This is a genomic window from Streptomyces albicerus, assembly GCF_008905045.1.
In the GTDB taxonomy this organism is placed as follows: domain Bacteria; phylum Actinomycetota; class Actinomycetes; order Streptomycetales; family Streptomycetaceae; genus Streptomyces; species Streptomyces albicerus.
This window is the reverse complement of the sequence record NZ_VWMY01000006.1, coordinates 13554-32012: the sequence shown is the minus strand read 5'-3', so window position 1 is coordinate 32012 and position 18459 is coordinate 13554. Positions and strand designations below refer to the sequence as shown.

Sequence of the window (18459 nt, the reverse complement as noted above, 5' to 3'; positions counted from 1 at the left end):
CGCTCGCTCGATTTGAGTTGGGGCTGCTCATGGACGTCTCCTTCCTTGGTGGACCGCACCCTCAAAGGGGTGTCGGCATCGTCGCCCCCTTCGACTTCGCCCTCGACCGCGAACTGTGGCGCTGGGTCCCGGACGAGGTGTCCCTGCACCTCACCCGCACTCCGTTCGTCCCCGTCGAGGTCAGCCTCGACCTGGCACGCCTGGTCAGCGAGCACGAGACGCTCGGCGAAGCGGTCCGCGCGCTGAACGCCGTCGAGCCCGAGATCGTCGCGTACGCCTGCACGTCCGGCAGCTTCGTCGGCGGCATCGCCGGCGAGCGCGCGATGTGCGAGGCCATGACCCGGGCCGGCGAGGTGCCCTCCGTGACCACGTCCGGCGCCCTCCTGGAGGCCGTGGCAGAGCTGGGTGTGCGCCGGATCGCCCTGGTCACGCCCTACACGGTCTCCGTCACCCAGTCCCTGGAGGACTACCTCGCCGAGGCCGGCATCACGGTCACCGGCCGCGCCTACATGGGCCTGACCAGGCATATCTGGAAGGTCCCGTACCGCGACGTGGTCGACATGGCCCACAGCGCCGTACGAGGGGGCGCGGAGGCCCTCTTCATCAGCTGCACCAACCTCCCGACGTACGACGTCATCCCGCAGCTCGAGGCCGAGCTGCGCATTCCGGTGATCTCGGCCAACCAGGTGACGATGTGGGCCGCCCTGCGCCATCTGGGTACCCGGGCGGTAGGGCCGTATCAGGCGCTGATCGACGCTTCGGCACGGCAGCGGCCGATGCCGCCCGCTCTACCGCCCGCACTGCCGGAAGAACAGGAAGGTTGGGCATGACGGCTCTCGGATTCCTCTACCCGGGCCACTCGGCCGAGGACGACTACCCGCGCATCGAGCAGCTCCTCGGCAGCGACATCCGCCTCCAGGTCGTCCACACGGACATCGGCGAGGACGCCCACCGCGTGGACGCCCTGCTGGAGATGGGCTCGGCGGCCCGCCTCGCCGCCGGGGTCGAGGAGCTGCGCCTGTCCGGCGCCGAGGCGGTGGTCTGGGCCTGCACGAGCGGCAGTTTCGTCTACGGCTGGCAGGGCGCCCACGACCAGGTCCGCGCCCTGGCCACGGCGGCGGGCCTGCCGGCCTCGTCCACGTCCTTCGCGTTCGCCCACGCCGCCCGGGAACTCGGCGCGAAGCGGGTAGCGATCGCCGCCACCTACCCCGACGACGTGGCCGCACTCTTCGCCGAGTTCCTGAAGGACGGGGGAGTGGAGGTGGTCTCGGTCCGCGGCAGCGGCATCATCACGGCGGCCGAAGTGGGCACCTGGGGCCACGACGAGGTCATGTTCCTGGCCGAGGAAGGCGATCACCCGTCGGCCGAGGCGATCCTCCTCCCCGACACCGCCCTCCACACGGCGTCCTACATCCCCGACCTGGAAAAGGCCCTGTCCAAGCCGATCCTCACCGCCAACCAGGTCACAGTCTGGGAAGGCCTACGCCTGACAGACCGCCGCGTGAACGCCCCAGAACTAGGCACACTTTTCACCAAGGAGCCGATCGTGCAGGCCTAGAGGCGTTCAGTAGTCGAGAGGCGTTCGGTTCGGGCGCCCCGTAAGGGGCGCGGGGCTGTGACATGTGCGGCTCCGCCGCGTGGGCGCGACCAGCCACAGACAACCCGCACGTCACCACCCACGAGTAAAGCCCGGGGAATAAACGGAGCCCCCCTCCTGTTAGTGCACCGCGGACAACGCGACGCACAAAACAGGAGGCACCCCGTGGCGGCACCGGACCACACGCCCACCGACCCCGACGGAATCCGAGGCAGGACGCAGGGCACCGCCCAGTTCCCCCTCTCGGTCCTTGACCTGGTCACGGTGGGCGCAGGCCACACAGCAACCGACGCACTCCGGACGAGCGTCAAACTGTCCCGCCTCGCAGAGAACCGCGGATTCCACCGCTACTGGGTGGCCGAACACCACTCCATGCCGGGCGTGGCCTCCACCTCCCCCGCGGTGATCCTCGCCCACCTGGCAGCCCACACCACCCGCATCCGCCTCGGCTCGGGAGGCGTCATGCTCCCGAACCACGCCCCCCTGGTCATCGCGGAGCAGTTCGGCACGCTCGAAGCCATGGCCCCGGGCCGCATCGACCTGGGCCTCGGCCGGGCCCCGGGCACGGACGGGGCGACCGCGGCGGCCCTCCGCCGCACGGACCGCCTGAACGAAGGGGCGGACGACTTCCCCGAGCAGCTCGCGGAGCTCACCCGCTTCCTGGACGACGACTTCCCCGACGGCCACCCCTACGCCCGCATCCACGCGGTCCCGGGCCCCATCCAGGCCACGTCCCCCGGCGGCGTCCAGTCCCCGCACCGCCCGCCCGTCTGGCTGCTCGGCTCCTCCGGCTTCAGCGCCCGTCTCGCGGGCGTCCTCGGCCTGCCCTTCGCCTTCGCGCACCACTTCTCCGCCCAGAACACGATCCCGGCGCTCGACCTCTACCGCGAGTCCTTCCAGCCCTCGGCCGTACTCGACTCGCCCTACGCCCTGATCGGCGTCTCCACCCTCGCCACGGACGACGAGAAGGAGGCCCGCCGTCAGATCCTGGCCGCCGCCCTGAACATGGTCCGCCTGCGCACCGGCCGCCCCGGCCTGGTCCCCACCCCGGAAGAGGCGGAGGCGTACGAATTCAGCCCGATGGAGCGGGACTTCATCGACTCCTGGAACTCCAACGTCATCCACGGCACCGCCGACGAGGTCCGCTCCGGCCTCGACGACCTGCAAAAGCGCACCGGCGCCGACGAGTTGATGCTCACGGCCAACGCGCACAGCGGCGCCGTACGCCTGCGCTCGTACGAACTGATCGCGGACGCCTACCAGTTGCCCACCGCGCCGACGGCTCAGGCCTGAGCGCAGGCCGAGTGCAATAGTGCGGAGATACGATCCGGCGCCACCGGCCGGGAGTACAGCCACCCCTGGCCGGTGTCGCAGCCGATGCGCCGCAGTCGGGACGCCTGGCCGGCCGTCTCCACGCATTCGGCGGTGACGGTCAGACCGAGCCGGTGCGCGAGCTGGATCATCGCCTCGACGATGACCTCGTCGGCCGGGTTGGGCGGGGCGGTGGTGCCGTCGCCGCCCGCGGCGTTCTCGGCGGTCTCGTACTGGAAGCCGCGTACGAACGACCCGTCCAGCTTCAGGACCGAGACCGGCAGCCGGCTGAGGTAGGCGAGGTTCGAGTAGCCGGTGCCGAAGTCGTCGATGGCGATGCGTACGCCCATGTCGCTGAGCGCCTGGAGGGCCTGGAGCGGTCGGCCCGCGGAGCCCATCACGGCGGACTCGGTGAGCTCCAGCTGGAGGAGGTGCGGGGCGAGTCCGGTCTCCGCGAGGGTCGCCGCCACATCGGCCACCAGGTCGGAGTCCCAGACCTGACGCACCGCCACGTTCACACTGACGAAGATCGGCTCCGCGTCCGGGTGGTCGAGCTGCCAGCGGCGCGCCTGCCGGCAGGCGGTGGCCAGCACCCAGCGGCCCAGCTGCACGATCGAGCCGTCCTCCTCAGCAAGTCCGATGAACCGATTCGGCGTCAGTGTGCCGAACTGAGGATGGTTCCATCGCACCAGTGCCTCGACCCCGCGCACCCCGCCGTCCTCCATGCACACGAGCGGCTGGTACTCCAGGGCGAACTCACCGCGCTCGATGGCCGGGCGGAGGGTGGAGGAGAGGGCCTGGCGGGTCATGCGGTGGGCGTTGCGCTCCGGGTCGAAGAGCGTCCAGCGGGACTTGCCGTCGGCCTTCGCCCAGTACAGCGTCGTGTCGGCGGCCTGCATCAGACCGGTCGCCGTGGTGCCGGCCGCGTGCCGCTCGACGACACCGATCGAGGCCGAGACCGAGAGCCGCTGCCCGGAGAGGTCGAAGGGCGCCTGCAGGGCCTGGAGTACGGAATCGGCGAGGTCCGCGAGCTGCTCCGTACCCGTGGAGTCCTCGACCAGCAGCGCGAACTCGTCGCCGCCGAGCCGGGCGACCAGCGGCGTGACCGCTCTCGCGTACCCGGCCTCGTTCGCGCAGCGCGTGAGCCGCTCGGCGACGGCCGCGAGCAGCCGGTCGCCGACGCGGTGGCCGAGCGTGTCGTTGACCGCCTTGAATCCGTCGAGGTCCAGATAGCAGAGCCCGATCCGGCCGGTGCCGGACTCCTCGTACGCCTCCGCCTCCAGCGCGGCCGAAAGCCGCTCGAAGAACAGCGCGCGGTTGGGCAGCCGCGTCACCGGGTCGTGCATCTGCAAGTGCCGCAGGCGGGCCTGGAGTTCGCGGCGGGCGCTGATGTCGGAGACCGAGAGCAGCACCGCCCGCTCCTCCTCGGGCAGCGGGCTGACCGTCACCTGGGCCCAGAGCGAGTGCCCGTCGGGGTGTTTGAGACGTCGGGTGCAGCGAAGTCTTGCCTGGCGGCCGCGGAGCACCTCGCGGTACGCGTGCCAGGTGCGGGCGTCCGAGGCGAGGTCCACCAGATCTGCGGCGATCCGGCCGGTGAGCCCTTCCGGGCCGGCGCCGAGCAGCGCGGCCAGCGTGTCGTTGGCCGTGACGACCAGGCCCTCACGGTTGACGACGGCCATCGCGAGGGGAGCGGCGCCGAAGATGGCGCGGAAGGTATGGGCCTCGACTCCGGCGTCCGCGTTCACGTCCATGCCCACGTCCGCTTCGCTGCCGGCACCGGCCTCGGGGTGAGGCGGGAGCCCGGCCGGGAGACCGGGCGGGAATCCGTCGGAGAACTCGGCCGGGAGCCCGGCCGAGTGGTTGACCTGGGGTTCGACCAGGGGCTCGACGCGTGGGGTCCGTTCCTCGTGAGGTGGGGCCCCGGCGCGACGAGAGGTCGCGATGTGACTGTCTGTGACGGCCGGTCGGACGAGGTCTGCCGTGGGCGCCGGCCCATCGGACGTTCCGCTCACCGTTCGCTCCCGCTGTGCACTCGTTCGTCGTACAGGTCTCGTCGGGGGTCGGCCGGTGGTGGACGGCCGCTCTAGCCGTGTCCGCGCAGGAAAGTGTGCCGATCATAGAGGGTGGCCGGAAGGCCTTCCAGCTACTGTCCAGTGTCCCGGAAGAACCCCTCACTCTGACAGATCGTTTCTGCCCGCACCTGGACGGGTTCCTTCCCTGGCCGATCGCTTGTGACGTTCCGTGAGCTCTCGGGGTGTCGGCGCGTCCTGGCGCCCCCCTGGCGCTCCCCGGGGTTCTCGGTCGGATGTCGGCCCTCTCACTCCTTTGGTTCAGATAAACAGGGCATTAGTAATCAAACCGTCACAGGCTGGACGCGGTATCCCGAATTCCGCGTCCGGAGGTCGACGTGCCGCGTCTGTTCCCCCTCAAGGGGCTCACCCGTGGCGGGGTTCGACCCCGTTGGCGCGGTTTCGGCCTGCCTGATTCGAGCCGGCGTGGGCAGAACCGGCGCCGGCTCCCATGGCGCGGGCCGGGCTGGCGGCAGGGTTGGCACGGCCCCGCGGCCGCGTTCACCTCCATGACGGCGCTCGCCGCCACCTCCCTGGTGGCGGGCCCCTCGGTCGCCGTGCCCCTCTCGATGCCGTGCGCGCTGAAGCGGACCGAGGCGCACCACTCGGAGGGCGTGGACACCTGGAACGCCGCCTATCCGCGGCCCATCCGCCGTCTCGACGCGGTGATGGTCTTCCTCTCCTTCCCGGACGCCGAGCCGCTGACCATGCCCGACGAACTGACGGCCGACTACTTCCCGGCCACCAGCCGCTTCTTCGAACAGGCCTCGTACGGAAGGTTCCACCTGCGCCCGCACCCGCTCCGCGAGTGGATCCGGATGCCGCGGGCCTCCACCTCGTACGCCATACAGCGCGACTGGAGCGCGGCGGCGCGCTCCGCCTACCTGCGTGACGCCCTCGCCGCGGCGGACGACCGGGTCGACTTCTCCCGCTACGACGTCGTCTACTTCGTCGCCGACCCGGACGCGCCGGGCGTCGACTCGGACGCGACGAAGGTGGTGAACCTGGACATGCCGCTGCGGGCCGACGGGAAGGACATCCGCCGGGTCGTCACGGTCTTCGAGGAGCACCCGCCGGACCGGCTGGTCCTGGCCCATGAGACCGGCCATGTCTTCGACCTGCCCGACCTCTACCACCGGCCCTCCGACGGCAAGGGCGACTGGGACACGTACGTCGGCGACTGGGATCTCATGGGCAGCCAGTTCGGACTGGCCCCCGACCTGTTCGGCTGGCACAAGTGGAAGCTCGGGTGGCTTGAACCGCGTCAGGTGGCGTGCGTGCGGGGCGCGGGGGACGAGGGTACGCGGCTGACGCTGGAGCCGTTGGGGGCGGGGCCGGGGATGGCCGCGGCGGGCGCGGAGGCCTTCGGGGCGGGCCGGCGAAGGGGCGACTCGGGGCCACTGGGGTTCGGCTCGGGGAACGGGACGAAGGTGGCGGTCGTGCGGACCGGGCCGGACAGCGCGATCGCCTTCGAGGCGCGGGGGCCGGTCGGCAACGACGAGGCGGTCTGCTCACAGGGCGTGCTCGTCTACCGCGTACGCAGCGGGACCGTCTCCGGTGGCGGGCCGATCGAGGTCGTCGACGCGCATCCCGCGTCCGACGCCTGCTGGGAGGACTCGGTCTACCCACCGCTCGCGGACGCACCGGTCGGGCTCGGGGAGAGCTTCACCGTGCCGGGCGAGAACGTACGGATCGAGGTGGAGGACCGGACGGCATCGGGGGCTTGGACGGTGACGATTTCGGCGGCGCGTTGATCGCGTTGCCGACGCCTGCCGGGCATGCGAAAAGCCCCTCGCTTCCGCGAGGGGCTTCTCACCGTCTGTGCGCCGCCAGGGACTCGAACCCCGGACCCGCTGATTAAGAGTCAGCTGCTCTAACCAACTGAGCTAGCGGCGCCTGCTGACGTCGTAGACCTTAGCATCCTGATCGGTGGGAGGAAAAATCGATATCCGGGCCTCGGCCTGGGGCTCCTGGATCCTCCGCCGGGCCGCTGCGCGGGTTGCCGCGCGGGCCGCCCGTACCGCCGCCCAGAGCAGGATCTCGGGGGTCGGCAGCCACGGGTGGCGGGTGTCGGGGGCGACGAGCCAGCGGGAGTCGAAGCGGGGGCGCGGGGAGGCCGGGGCGGCCAGGCTCGGCGCGGGGACCGTCACCGCGTCGCCGGTGCCGTGGCAGAGGAGTGGCGGGATCGCGCGGCCGCGGTCCGAGGCGCCGCCCGAGCCCCACTCCTCCCACTCCAGGAGCGAGGGCAGGCGCTGCGCGGTGCCCGGAGCGGCGAACAGGAGTATCCGGCCCCGGTGGGTGGCCACGGGGCCCGACCCCGGACCCTCGTCCCACAGCCGGTCCAGCATGCGGCGGCCGAAGACCGCGGGCGCGTTGACGACGTCGAAGGCGGAGCCGCAGGACAGGACCACTGCGGCGGCGGGCCGGTCCTCCCAGAGGGAGAGCGTGCCGCGCGGATACGTTCCCGCCGAGGCGAGCCAGGCGGCGCCCTCCGAGGTGACGCCCGCCGCCGGGCCGCCCGAGACGTCGAACCGGTCCGGGAGCGGCTCGACCGTGCCGTGGCGGGGGCGTTGGGGGACGGTGCTTACCGGGTTCCGTGTGCTGCTCATGGCTCTAGATCTACGGGGGGTGAGCGGCCCGTTCCTGAGGGTTGCAGGAAACGGGGACAGGAGGGGGTGGGCTCGGGTATCTTGCCCGTCCGGCATATGCCAAGGGATGTTTCGAGGCCGGACTCACGGGTGGGCGCAGGTCGGCTCGGGGCTCGGCCAGGCTTGCTCGGCCCGTCCGGGCTCTTTCAGGTCCCGCCCGCCCGGCCTCTTTGAGGTGCGGCCTGTCCCGGCCTTGAGGCTCGTGCCCGTCCGAGCTCAGAGCGGGTCCGCGTACCCCTCGGCGTCCGCCCCGCGCAGCAGCTCTCGCCCGAACTCCACCATCTTCTTCGCGTAGTCCTCGGTCCACTCGGCCCGCTCGGCGATCTCGGCGGGCGTGAGCCGGTCGAACCGCCGGGGATCGGCGAGCTGCGCGGCGGCCATCGCCTGGAACTCGACCGCGCGATCGGTGGCCGCGCGGAACGCGAGGGTCAGCTCCGTGGCCCGGTCCAGCAGTGCCAGGGGGTCGTCGATCGACTCCAGGTCGAAGAAGTGCTCCGGGTCGGCGGCTGCCTCCGCGGGCTCGAAGAGCAGCGGCGCGGGGCGAAGCCGCGGCTCGTTCCGACGCGGCGTGGGCTCCGCCATGACTTCTCCTCCTCGTACAGCGGTCGACCCGTCCGTGTGGGTGGGCCACAGTCCATTGTCCCTTGACCGCGCAAGAGGGCCCCTAGCCCCGTTGACCGGCCCCGATGCGCGCCCCCTACGAGCCCCCGCGCTCCCTTACGATCCCCACGCCACCCGGTGCTCCGACAGATGCGACAGCACCGCGTGGTTCGCCTCCCAGCCGTCCGGGAACTTCACCGTGACGCCGAGCTGGACCGGTTCCGTGGACGGGTGGTCGTCCAGGAGGTCGGTGACTCCGGCGCGGCAGACGACGATGCAGGCGTGGCGGTGGCGGGAGGCCAGGACGCACAGGCGGCCCGTTTCGAGGTGGAAGGCCGTCGCGTCGGGGCGGCCCGACAGGGGGTGCAGGACGACGGTCACGTCGTACTCGCGGCCCTGGAGCCGGTTCGCCGTGTCGACGGTCACCTCCGGGACGCCGAGCTCCGCCAGGGCCGAGCGGACGGCCGCCGCCTGGTCGCGGTGGGCCGTGCCGACGGCGATGCGGTCGGCCGTCAGAGGCGCCGGGTCGGGGGCGCGCTCCGAGGTCGCCGCGCCGCCCCGGTCCAGGAGGCGGCGTACGACCTGGGCGAGTGCCCGGATCGCCTCCGGGTCCGTGCGCGGGGTGTGCCGGGCCGGGAGCTCCAGCAGACCCCAACCCGACTCCGCCGCCTCGTCGATGACCCGGTCGGGGCCCGAACCGTCCGACGCCACCGCGAAGGTGAGACGGCGGTCGCCGTGACCCGTGCCGCTGCGGAACGGCGTGAACGGGTAGAACGCGTCCGAGACCAGGGGCGCCGCCGACGCCGGGAGCCGCCAGGAGACGGGAAGTCGGTGCTGCGGCAGCTCCGGGTTGTGGGCGAGGAGCGTCGTCACGGCCGAGGCCGACGGGTCGTACGACAGGCCCGCCCACTGCTCCGAGCCGACGATCGCGAACGGGTCCAACTGGCCCGGGTCGCCCACGAACAGCGCCCGCTCGAAGAGCCCGGCCACGGCGAGCAGCGCGTCCGAGCGCATCTGGTACGCCTCGTCGACGATCGCGTGCCGCCATGGCTCGACGCCCTTGACGTGCGCCCACTTCGCGGCCGTCGAGATGACGACGTCGAGCCCGGCGAGGTCCCCGGCCTTCGCGGACTTGCGGACGTTCGGCAGGTCGTCGAGCGCCTTGTCGTACGGGTCCGCGTCGCTGCTGTGCAGCCGGCCGACCGGCAGCTCCGGGTTCTTCTCGGCGAGCCGCAGGACCAGGTCGTCCACCTGCGCGTTCGTCTGCGCGATGACCATCAACGGGCGTCCGGCGTCGGCCAGTTCGAGCGCGGCCCGGACGACGAGCGTGGACTTGCCGGCACCGGGCGGGGAGTCGACCACGACCCCGCGGTGCGTCCCGTGCAGGGTGTCGCACAGGATCGCGTCGGTGGCGCGGGCGGCTTCGGCACCCGGATCGAACACGGTGGTCACAGGACGTCCTCTTCGGTCACGGCGTCGGGCGCGTGGAGCTGCGGGGTGGCCTCGGTCTCTCCCGGAGGTCCGCCGTGTGTCCACGGCGTCTCCTCCGGGTCGGGCAGCTTGGCCCCGCCCCGCTGCTCGTGCTCGAAAAGCGTGAAGCAGACGAGGTCGCCCTTCTCCGGTACGGATCCGGTCTCGGGCTCCTTGCCTCGGCCCATCTTGTCGACGACGCGCAGCACGACGAGGGCGCCGTTGTCATCGAGGGCGCCACCGGACTGGTAGCCCCCGTGCTCCTCCCCGTATCCCCCCTGCTCCTCCCCGTTTCCGCCGTTCCCCTCGTACCCCACGAACTCGGCCGCCTGCGGCTTTCCGCCCAGCGAGCGGTAGACCTTGGCGCGCTCGCCGAGATGCGGCCGGTCGTCCGTGCGGACGGTCACGAGGGGGCGCGGGCTGGGCCGCTTGCCCTCGCTGTACGCCATGACGACATCCGTGACCTCGCCCGCGAAGGCCTCGCCGGCGAGGCGCCGCCCGGCCATGACGAGCGGGTCGTCGAGGGCCTCCTGGGCTTCCAGACGGGCCTGTTCGCGCTCGCGCGTGGCGAGTTTGTTCGCCGCGGTGACCGCGTCGTCGCGGCGCGGCTGCGGGGGCTCTCCGGCCAGGACACGGTCCCGGTGGCCGGTGAACGACCAGCGGTCGCGGGTCCACCGGTCGGTCGCGTGCGCACCCTCCGGCAGGGCCCGCAGCAGGTCGAGGCCGCGCCACACCGCGTCCCAGGTGGGGCGGGTGCGGCTCGCCACCAGGTCGCGGATCTGCCGCTCGGCGGCGGTGAGTTCACCGAGCCGGTCGTCCGCCTCGATGCCGTCCTCGGCGGCCGCGAGTGCCGTACGCGCGCGGTCGTAGCGCTCGATGGCGGGGGCGAGCAGCTTGTTGTCGAAGGCCGGGTCGGTGGCGGGCCCGGCGGGCGGGCAGACGAGCTGGCCCTTGGCGTCCCGCTGGAGCTCGGCCCGCAGCGCGGCCTCGGCGCCGGACTCGTCGTCGGGCGGGTCGATCCAGGCGAGCAGCGCCCCGAGGTGCTGGTCCTCCAGGCTGCTCTGCCCGGTCGCCCAGTGCCGGGACAGAACGTCGGTGAGGGCCAGCAGGAGCGAGGAACCGGGCACGCGGGCCCGCTCCCCGTAGTGCGTCAGCCACCGCCCGAGCAGCGGCACGCGCGGCGGCGCCGGATGTGGTGTCTCGGGGTCCTGCTCGGCGGTGCGCCTGAAGCGCATGGAGCGGCCGAGCAGCCGTACGAAGTCGATGCCGGCCCGGCTCGGCACGATCAACTGCGGGGCGTCCGCGCACAGTTCGACCTCGACCTTGACGCGCTTGCCGGTCTCCGGGTCGGTCTCGTTGCGCTCGGCGGCCTCGACGTCCTCCGCGTACGAGTCGATGTACGGCAGCACGACATCCGCGAGCTCGGCGAGGAACGCGAACCGCAGGTCCCTGTCGCGGGGTTGCGGCACGACCAGCAGCCGCGGCGCGTCGCGGTCCGTGCCGACGAGTGCCCCCAGCGGGGCCCCGGCTTCCCCTGCGGTGGTGAGCGGTACGAAGACGAGGGGGCGGTCGGAGAGGTGGCGGTGTCGGACGGTGGCGAGCGGTTGGGCTCGGCCGGTGTCGACTGCCTCGAGGCGGGCGAGGGTGGTGATCAGGGACATGCGGCTCCCTCATGGCCGGAGAGGTGCTCCGCGCGGGCTGGTGCATTGCGTGCGGGTCGGTGGGGGCTGGTCGCGCAGTTCCCCGCGCCCCTGAAGGGGCTGGCCGGTGCGCACCGGAGATGGAACGGGCTCATCACGTTGCATGTCCCGATGCCTCGGGGTGCAGGGCCGGCCCGCCGCTCAGCGCCTCCGCCCGCAGTTCCGCTGCCCTGCGCAAGGCAGCGACCGCCGGGTCGGTGGGGTCGCCGGATTCTCCGCGGGACGCCGACAGGACGTCGGCGACCGTGGTCAGGCCGCCCAGTTCCGCTCGTAGGGAGCGTCCCAGGGAGGTCACCGCGCCCTCCGCTCGGGAGCGGTCGCGGCAGTGGAAGGCGAGTTCGCAGGCGGAGAGGCATTCCGGGGCGTATGTCGCCGGGACCGACTCCACCGCGACCGTCAGGTCGGGGGTGGGCAGGTCGGGGGAGAAGCAGGTGCCCTCGGGGAGGGCGTCGGCGATGTCCTCGATGCGGGTGAGGCGGTCCAGCTGGCGGCGGGTCACCGAGCGCTGCTTGCGGATGTCGACGGCGGAGGCGGTGGGGAGGTTGGAGAAGTCCTTGGGGCAGACCAGCAGCACCGTGTGCCGGACCTTGGGCGCGGGGGCGCTGTCCTGGGCGTGCCGCCCCTCCGGCTCCGCGCTGTCTTCTTTTGCGCTCCTCCCCTCGGCACCGGCGCGCCCCTCCGGCTCCGCGCCGAGACGGGCCGCGACCCGCTCCAGCGCCAGTACGTACACCGCGGACTGGCGCGCTGCCGCGCCCACCTTCGCCGCGTCCGCCGAACCGTCCAGCATCGGGAAGGACTTGATCTCGACGACCGTCCAGCTCCCGTCGGGGTGCACGACCACCGCGTCCGGCTCCAGGAAGGCGGGGGAGCCCGCGACCTCCAGGGCGAGCAGGGGGTGGTCGAGCAGCGTCCAGACGCCCGCCGCGGTGGCCTCGCGCAGGGCCAGGGCCGTACGGGCCGTGCGCCCCTCGGGGCCTACGGCGGACAGGTCGGGAACGACACCGGAGGTGGGCGGCTCGGCCCTCGCGTCCAGCTTCTCGTGCACGAGGCGCAGCAGCTCCGCGCCGCCGTCGGCCTTGACCCGCGCCTCGAAGGCGTTGCCCCGCATGAACGCGAACTGCGACTGCCCGAAGGCGGACGGGGAGCCGAGCGCGCTCGCCAATGCCGCCTTGTTCACCCCCGCCCCGTCGAGGATCGCCCGCCGCTTGCAGCCCGGGTTCGCGGCGAGCGCCGCGAGGGCGCGCGCGTCGAGCGGCTGCGGCGGAACCGCCGGGCCGCGCAGCTCAGCGAGCCGCTGCCGGAGCCCCGTCCCCCGCGCCGGGGGGACTCGCTCCCTCTTCGGCTCCCGGTGGCCGGGCTCCCGGCTCGGCGGTACCCGGGGTGGCTGGGGCCTTGCGCTGTCGGGGAATTCGCTCACCCGGGGAAGTCTGGCACCCCGCACTGACAATTGAGGAACCTGCGCCGTGCGAGCCCTTCGTGGCCGGTGCGACGGGCCGCACCCCGAGCCGCACCCGCATCGTGTCCGCGAGCCGCAACAGCGGCCGGGTCAGCAGGAATCCGACGCCCATGACGACGAAGCCCGCGACCGCGTCGAGGAAGTAGTGGTTGGCAGTGCCCATCACCACGATCGTGGTGATCAACGGGTACAGGACGCCCGCGACCTTGGTGAGCCGTGTGCCGCCGTACATCCAGAGCATCACACCGCACCACAGGGCCCAGCCGCAGTGCAGACTCGGCATCGCCGCGTACTGGTTCGTCATGCCGCCGAGCCCGCGCGGCGCGCTCGCCTCGCCGCCCCACCAGCCGTAGTCGCTGTACTGGGCCATCGTGTCGACGAACCCGTGGCTCGCCGACAGCAGCCGCGGCGGGCAGGTAGGAAGCAGGGTGAAACCGATCAGGCCGATGAACGTGGAGGCCATGAGCCAGGTTCGAGCGGCTCTGTAGCGCACGGCACGGGACCGGAAGAGCCAGACAAGGATCGCGGGCGTGACCATGTAGTGCAGCGACGCGTACCAGAAGTCGGCCGGTATGCCGATCCAGGGCTCGCGCGTGAAGAGACGGTTCAGCGGGTGCTCGGCGTTGAGGTAGAAGAACTTCTCGACCCGCAGGATCGCCAGGCCGTGGTCGACGGCGCTGGTCACATCCCCGCGCGCGAGGAGCCGGCCCGCCGAGTACGCCCCGTACACCAGCAGGATCAGGGGGAGCTCGGTCCACCAGCGGAGGCGGGTGCGTGGTGCCGCCTCGGTGCCCGGTGCATCGGTCCGCAGCATCCGATCCCTCCCCCTCCTGCTTCCGTGGCCGTTGGACCACTCCCACAATTTACGGTGTATGCGAACGCCTGTCGGGGGCGCCCCTGGTGGTCATAGACGCAGAGATCGCCCGGCAGGTTGCCCCGCACAAGGGTGCGCGATGATGAAGTGATCCGCCCCTCATTTCTCCCGGAAAGGCCCCTCCATGGCACCGCGCATCCTGCTGGCCCGGCACGGACAGACGGAATGGTCGCTGTCCGGCAAGCACACCGGCAGGACCGACATCCCGCTCCTGGAAGAGGGCCGGCGCGGCGCCAAACTGCTCGGCGAGCGGCTGCACAGGGCGCCGCTGGACGGGCTCCCCGGAGTCGAGGTGCGCACGAGTCCGCTGGCACGCGCGCGTGAGACGTGCGAACTCGCCGGGTTCGGCGACCGGGCGACCACCTGGGACACGCTCATGGAGTGGGACTACGGCGCGTACGAGGGCATGACCCCCGACGAGATCCAGGCGGGCCGTGCCGGCTGGCTGATCTGGCGGGACGGGGTGCCCCGGGGCGAGACCCTCGCCGAGGTCTCCGCGCGCGCGGACGAGGTGGTCGAGTGGGCCCGCTCCGCCGACCGTGACGTGCTGGTCTTCGCCCATGGCCACATCCTGCGTTCGATAGGCGCCCGCTGGCTCGGCCTGGACATCGACTTCGCGGCCCGTGTCCGCCTCAACCCGACGTCCCTCTCGATCCTGGGCTGGGCCTACGGAGAGCCCGCCATCGAGACCTGGAACGATTGCGGCCACCTGACCGCGTAACCCCGCCGGTACCCCTGTAGTAGCCCCGCCCCCACGCCCGTCGCCCGCCCGCTACGCCGATCGCGGCAGTGCCCCGTGCCGTTCCAGGAAGTCCGACACCCCCGACGCGCGGCGGTGCGGCAGCAGTACGCGGGCCGTGCCCGCCAGCATCGTCTGCACCCGGGACGACTGGACCTCGTCCAGCAGGTCCAGGACGCGCAGTCCGGCCGCGGCGGCCTCGTCGGGGTGCCCGGCGCGGGCCAGGTCGTCGGCGAGCTCGGCCGTGTAGAGCGCGAGGTTGCGGGTGAAGTGCGGGTCCTGGAGCTGGGCGGCGCGCCGCGCCTGGTGGGCCGCGCGCGGCCAGTCGCCCAGCGTCGACCAGCACTGCGCCTCCAGGCCCGCCAACTCGGCGTCTCCGTAGAAGCTCATCCACTCCGGATCGGCGTCACAGGGACCGCGGCCGTACAGCGCCTGCGCGCGGGCCAGGGCCTGCTCGCAGCCCGTGCGGTCGGCGAGCCCCGCCCAGCCGCCCGCCTCGCGCAGCGCGAGCAGCGACAGGAGCCGGGCCGAGCCCAGCGGACGCGCCGCGTACTGCGCGGCCTGCGCCGCCCGCACCGCCTCGCGCGGGCGCCCCGCGTCACGCGCGAGGAAGGACGTGTTGCAGAAGGCGTGCGCCTCCAGGGCCGGGTCCCCGGCCACCCGGGCGGTCGCCAGCGCCTCCGCGTAGTGCGAGCGCGCGTCGTCGAAACGCCCCGAGTCGTGCGCCAGCCAGCCCACGGAGATGGCCAGTTCACCGGCCCCCGTGTGCAGCCGCTCGGCGGTCGCCCGCCGCGTCGCGCCGGCGTCCAGCAGGGCGTACGCGGCCCGCAGTGGAGCCGCCGCCCTCCGGTACAGCCCGTCGGCGCCGTGCCGGTCGTCCAGTAGCCGGATCTTGCGTACGGCCTCTTCCAGTGCCCCCGCCTCGGCCTCGCCGGGCCGGCGCACGGAACGGTCCGCGGCCGCGGCGACGCCGCCGAAAGCGAGCCCTAAAGGGCCCAGGGAGGCGGCCGCCACTGTGGCGGTACCGCCGCTCATGAATGCGCGACGCTGCACGTCGCTCTCCTCGTGGTTCTGATCGTCGATCTCATGCGGGTCATACGGATCATGCGGGTGGTGCGGATCACGCGGGTGGTGCGGGTCATACGGGTGGTGCTGGTAGTGCGGGTCGTGCGTGTCTTGTGGGCCGTACGTGGTGTCATACGGCCCGTGCGCCCCGTCCGTCTCATACGGGGCGGACAACGGGCTCGTGGTGTGCGGGGCGGGCGCCTCCTCGGTGGTGCGCGCCCCCCGGCCGCGTACCGTCGAGCGGGGCGCGAAGCCCAGGTCGGTCAGCGTGCGGCCGGGGAACATGTGCAGGAACACCCGCTCGTACGCGTAGTTGGGACACCGGATCTCCCCCGCCTCGACCCGCCCGATGTAGCGCGCGTCGCAGCTGACCCGCTCGCCGATCTCCCGGGCGGCCCGCCGCACCGCCGCGGCGAATTCGCCCGGCGAGCGCCGGCCGCGCAGCCGCCGGAAGGCGAGGTTCGGCCGCGGCGGCCGAGGTGACTGGGACGACGAGGTCATCGTTGACGACGTCATGGCCGGGCCCTCTCTCACGAACCGTCGAACCATGCCGGAATCAGGGCGAGTTGATCATGTCGGCGATCGTGCCGCACCTGTGTTTCCGGCGGGCACGAACGTACCCGCTGTGACGAGAGCACCACGCGGAGTTTGGCTACAAACCGGATATCTCATCCCTGATCTGCCATGAACTGCCATCCTTTGCGGCCGAGTTTCGCCGTAGCCGTTGACGAAGTGGGGCGTTGAACCATGCGGTGAGCTCGATCGAGGAGGGTTCCGTGGTGGAGGCCAGGATGGAGACCAGGCAGAGCGTCGATCCCTGTACGCCGCTCGTGCCGTCCGGCGGTGAGCGGGGTGAGGACGCCGAGGACCCCTGCGATCTCGTCACCGTTCCCGCTCGGCAGGGGCTGGAGGCCGTCGACATTCTGCGCCGGGGTGCTTCCGCGGAGGCGGTTGGGCCCGTGCTGCACGACGACAGCTGCGACACGCTCGGGTTTCTGGTGCCGCCGGGGACGGCTGACGCCTGGGATGTCCCCGGCAGTACGTGTACGCAGACCGACGGGCGAGGTGTTCGTCTCGCGCCCGAGCCGCCTGTGGAGGGCTCGGACTGGCTGCTTCCGCCCGAGGACGCGGATCTGGCCACGGATCCGGCTGTGCTGCGGGCCGCGCTGGGGGAGGCGGCTCGTCTGATCGAGGCCGCGGACAACTGCCGTTGAGGCTTGGCGGGGGGTTCGGGGGGCTTGGGGTTGTTTGTCGTGTGCGGGTCGGATTGGGCTGGTCGCGCAGTTCCCCGCGCCCCTGAGGGGCGCCTCTCGCTGAGCCTGCTCACTCGCTCGGGCGGATAATGGGCGGATGGCGAGGGCTCGGAACAAACGGTCGGACGACAAACGGGCGGGTGACAGACGTGGGGCCGTGTCGGCTGTCGTCGAGAGCGTTGACGGGGGGCTCGCCGAGCTGATGCCCGACCGGGAACGGGCGCGGGCCTGGACGCTGCTCATCGACGGTGCCCCGCAGTCGCATGTCGACCTCGACGATCCCGCGTACCTGGGCTTCGAGTACCAACGCCGCCTCGGCCATGTCATCGACCTCGTCGCCCCGCCCGGCAAACCCGTACACGTCGTGCACCTCGGCGGCGGCGCGTTCACCCTCGCCCGCTACGTGGCCGCCACCCGCCCCCGCTCCACCCAGCAGGTCGTCGAACGTGACGCGGCCCTCGTCCAACTGGTCCGCCGTGAACTGCCGTTGGACCCGAACGCCCGGATCCGGGTGCGGTCCGTCGACGCCCGTGAAGGGCTCGCCAAGGTGCCGGACGACTGGGCGGACCTCGTCATCGCGGACGTCTTCAGCGGGGCGCGGACGCCCGCGCACCTGACGTCCGGCGAATTCCTCACCGACGTACGCAGGGTCGTCAAGGCTGGTGGCCTGTACGCCGCCAACCTCGCCGACGGCCCGCCCCTCGCACATCTCCGCGGCCAGATCGCGACCGCCGCCGGCGTCTTCCCCGAACTGGCCCTCGTCGCCGACCCGACGGTCCTACGCGGCAAGCGCTTCGGCAACGCCGTCCTGATCGGGTCCGACCTGCCACTGCCCATCCTCGAACTGACCCGCCGCGCGGCCTCCGACCCGCACCCGGCGAGGGTCGAACACGGCAAGGGGCTACGGGACTTCACCGGCGGAGCCCTGCCGGTCACGGACGCAATGGCGGTGGCGTCACCGGCACCCCCACCATCGGTGTTCCGTTGAAACTGCTCCGACAGTGGTGCCCCTTCTAGGGGCGCGGGGAACGGCGCGACTAGCCACAACGGACTCGCGGATCACCACCGGGCCGGAACTCAGTAATCGTTGATATCGACCCGCGGCGCCGAGTCGTGCCACGTACAGAACACCGAAACCCGATCCGCCCCCGACGAGAACTCCACCCGAATCCAGGTCTCGGTCTTCCACACCTGCATGGACCATCCCGACGCGGGCGTCGCGGACACCAGCGACGCCGAAGTCTCGCCGAGGTCGAAAACGACCCGCCCACCTTCGGTGTCGTAACTCTTCACCTCGCCGGAGGCGGAGGCGCCCGCACTCGGCGTGGGACTCGGGCTCGGGCTCGCAGGCTTCGAGGGCGAAGGGCTCGTACCCGGCTTGCGGCTCTTCGACGGCTCGGGCTCGGGATCGGTCTCGCGCTCGGGCCGACTCGTCGAAGAAGCGAGCGGCTTCGCCCCCTGGGCGGTCGCCCCCTCCGCCGTGATGGGAAGCGCCCGCGGCGGATCGTAGGCCGTCCCCGTCATCACCGTGTGCACACCCCACCACGACAGCGTGACCGCCGCGCCCGTGGCGAGCGACCATGCCAAACCGTGTACGAGTCCTCTGCGCATCGCGGGCCATACTGCCCCACGCGCCCCACACGTGTCCCGTGTGAGGGCCGCGCGGGCAGTTGTCCA

At 72.2% G+C, this 18459-nt stretch carries 16 protein-coding genes and 1 tRNA gene; 7 read left to right on the top strand and 10 right to left on the bottom strand.

The genetic code is table 11. The annotated features are described in order from the left end of the window. The first annotated feature begins 29 nt into the window (after nt 1-29). The 3 genes from GAS53_RS06440 (at nt 30) to GAS53_RS06430 (ending at nt 2890) form a co-directional block, all read left to right on the top strand. Nucleotides 30-830, top strand: coding sequence for a maleate cis-trans isomerase family protein (locus tag GAS53_RS06440; protein ID WP_151476468.1), 801 nt, complete (start codon nt 30-32; stop codon nt 828-830). Next, complete coding sequence (locus tag GAS53_RS06435; RefSeq protein WP_151476467.1) at nt 827-1558, top strand: maleate cis-trans isomerase family protein; 732 nt, start codon at nt 827-829, stop codon at nt 1556-1558. The genes GAS53_RS06440 and GAS53_RS06435 overlap by 4 nt, the downstream gene beginning before the upstream one ends. 204 nt (nt 1559-1762) lie before the next feature. Next, on the top strand, nt 1763-2890 hold the full coding sequence (locus tag GAS53_RS06430) for an LLM class flavin-dependent oxidoreductase (RefSeq protein ID WP_151476466.1): 1128 nt from the start codon (nt 1763-1765) through the stop codon (nt 2888-2890). Here the strand turns inward: GAS53_RS06430 and GAS53_RS06425 are convergent. Continuing rightward, nucleotides 2881-4920, bottom strand: a complete 2040-nt coding sequence (locus GAS53_RS06425) for a putative bifunctional diguanylate cyclase/phosphodiesterase (protein WP_404829180.1) — start codon at nt 4918-4920, stop codon at nt 2881-2883. The genes GAS53_RS06430 and GAS53_RS06425 overlap by 10 nt on opposite strands. Nucleotides 4921-5315: 395 nt before the next feature. Here GAS53_RS06425 and GAS53_RS06420 point away from each other — a divergent pair, with 395 nt between their 5' ends. After that, nucleotides 5316-6731, top strand: a complete 1416-nt coding sequence (locus GAS53_RS06420) for a M6 family metalloprotease domain-containing protein (RefSeq protein ID WP_404829179.1) — start codon at nt 5316-5318, stop codon at nt 6729-6731. A 68-nt stretch (nt 6732-6799) separates the two neighbouring features. Here the strand turns inward: GAS53_RS06420 and GAS53_RS06415 are convergent. The 7 genes from GAS53_RS06415 to GAS53_RS06385 all read right to left on the bottom strand — a co-directional run bounded on the left by GAS53_RS06415 (nt 6800) and on the right by GAS53_RS06385 (nt 13665). Next, nucleotides 6800-6873, bottom strand: a tRNA-Lys gene (locus tag GAS53_RS06415). Further along, complete coding sequence (locus GAS53_RS06410; protein ID WP_151476464.1) at nt 6864-7586, bottom strand: bifunctional DNA primase/polymerase; 723 nt, start codon at nt 7584-7586, stop codon at nt 6864-6866. The genes GAS53_RS06415 and GAS53_RS06410 overlap by 10 nt, the downstream gene beginning before the upstream one ends. Before the next feature lie 255 nt (nt 7587-7841). After that, nucleotides 7842-8207, bottom strand: a complete 366-nt coding sequence (locus GAS53_RS06405; protein WP_151476463.1) for a hypothetical protein — start codon at nt 8205-8207, stop codon at nt 7842-7844. A 135-nt stretch (nt 8208-8342) separates the two neighbouring features. Then, entirely contained in the window at nt 8343-9677 is a 1335-nt protein-coding gene (locus tag GAS53_RS06400; protein ID WP_151476462.1) for an AAA domain-containing protein, read from the bottom strand. Beyond that, on the bottom strand, nt 9674-11356 hold the full coding sequence (locus GAS53_RS06395) for a hypothetical protein (protein WP_151476461.1): 1683 nt from the start codon (nt 11354-11356) through the stop codon (nt 9674-9676). The genes GAS53_RS06400 and GAS53_RS06395 overlap by 4 nt, the downstream gene beginning before the upstream one ends. 133 nt (nt 11357-11489) lie before the next feature. Further along, nucleotides 11490-12677: a hypothetical protein gene (locus tag GAS53_RS06390; RefSeq protein ID WP_151476627.1), complete on the bottom strand. Its 1188-nt coding sequence runs from the start codon at nt 12675-12677 to the stop codon at nt 11490-11492. A gap of 1 nt (nt 12678) precedes the next feature. Continuing rightward, nucleotides 12679-13665, bottom strand: coding sequence for a phosphatase PAP2 family protein (locus GAS53_RS06385; RefSeq protein WP_151476460.1), 987 nt, complete (start codon nt 13663-13665; stop codon nt 12679-12681). 184 nt (nt 13666-13849) lie between these two features. Here GAS53_RS06385 and GAS53_RS06380 point away from each other — a divergent pair, with 184 nt between their 5' ends. Next, nucleotides 13850-14446 (top strand): histidine phosphatase family protein, encoded by a 597-nt coding sequence (locus GAS53_RS06380; RefSeq protein WP_151476459.1) that lies wholly within the window; start codon nt 13850-13852, stop codon nt 14444-14446. A gap of 51 nt (nt 14447-14497) precedes the next feature. Here GAS53_RS06380 and GAS53_RS06375 read toward each other — a convergent pair whose 3' ends face one another. Next, on the bottom strand, nt 14498-16045 hold the full coding sequence (locus tag GAS53_RS06375) for a hypothetical protein (protein ID WP_151476458.1): 1548 nt from the start codon (nt 16043-16045) through the stop codon (nt 14498-14500). Between the two features lie 275 nt (nt 16046-16320). Between GAS53_RS06375 and GAS53_RS06370 the strand changes: the two genes are divergently transcribed. Both GAS53_RS06370 and GAS53_RS06365 read left to right on the top strand, forming a co-directional pair. After that, on the top strand, nt 16321-16743 hold the full coding sequence (locus tag GAS53_RS06370) for a hypothetical protein (protein ID WP_225858778.1): 423 nt from the start codon (nt 16321-16323) through the stop codon (nt 16741-16743). 136 nt (nt 16744-16879) lie between these two features. Beyond that, a complete protein-coding gene (locus tag GAS53_RS06365) occupies nt 16880-17770 on the top strand; it encodes a spermidine synthase (protein ID WP_151476456.1) in 891 nt (296 codons plus the stop codon). Nucleotides 17771-17859: 89 nt separating this feature from the next. Here GAS53_RS06365 and GAS53_RS06360 read toward each other — a convergent pair whose 3' ends face one another. Next, entirely contained in the window at nt 17860-18393 is a 534-nt protein-coding gene (locus tag GAS53_RS06360; protein WP_151476455.1) for a hypothetical protein, read from the bottom strand. Nucleotides 18394-18459 lie beyond the last annotated feature (66 nt).